Genomic DNA, 417 nt, shown 5'->3' on the forward strand with positions numbered 1-417 from the left:
CTGCAGGAGCCGGGGCAGCCGTTCGATCACTGGCTGCTGGTCCGACGCAGCCTCACGGATCCGACCGATCTCGCCTGTTACGTCGTGTTCGCGCCTGTCGATGCGACGCTCGCCGAGCTCGCCGGCGTCGCCGGCTTGCGCTGGGCGATCGAGACTTGCTTCGAGGTGGCCAAGGACGAGCTCGGCCTCGATCACTGCGAAGCGCGCTCCTGGCACGGCTGGCATCGCCACGTCACCCTCGTGATGGCCGTCGCCGCGTTCCTCGCCAAGCTGCGGGCCGATCTCTTGCGATCGACATTTCCTGGCACCGCATCGACCAAACAGAACGAAAGGAGTCCGGTCGCGATCGCACCCGCTTCGTGAACCGCTCGCCTCATCTCGGCGTCACCATGAACGTGATCCGCCACCTGATCGCCC

The 417-nt window shown here is 66.4% G+C and carries 1 pseudogene; it reads left to right on the forward strand.

Annotation, left to right across the window (positions count from 1 at the left end):
* Positions 1–363: pseudogene (locus A33M_RS22640) on the forward strand (hypothetical protein); the annotation flags it as partial.
* Between the last annotated feature and the right edge of the window lie 54 nt (positions 364–417).

Source organism: Rhodovulum sp. PH10 (genome assembly GCF_000293785.1).
Classification (GTDB): Bacteria; Pseudomonadota; Alphaproteobacteria; order Rhizobiales; family Xanthobacteraceae; genus Rhodoplanes.